1 protein-coding gene is annotated in these 224 nt (G+C 37.9%); it reads left to right on the top strand.

What is annotated here, in order from left to right:
* Window positions 1-30: 30 nt before the first annotated feature.
* The coding region (locus H0H10_RS00280) for an HU family DNA-binding protein (RefSeq protein WP_188178731.1) at window positions 31-224 on the top strand (194 nt) is incomplete at its 3' end.

Genomic DNA, 224 nt, shown 5'->3' with positions numbered 1-224 from the left:
ATATTTGTCACGGGATTTTGAGTTATTCAAATGAACGTGATTTATACCGAAACATCATTATATTTTCAGGAGGTGATTCCATCCATGGCAAATAAAGCAGAATTAATCGAAAAAGTTGCAGAAGCGACTGATTTGACTAAAAAGGACGCAACTGCAGCAGTTGATGCTGTGTTCACAACGATTCAAGATTCTCTAGCTAGCGGCGAAAAAGTTCAATTGATCGG

It is taken from the genome of Streptomyces griseicoloratus (assembly GCF_014534645.1).
Lineage (GTDB): Bacteria > Actinomycetota > Actinomycetes > Streptomycetales > Streptomycetaceae > Streptomyces > Streptomyces griseicoloratus.
This window is presented reverse-complemented; position numbering and strand designations above follow the sequence as displayed.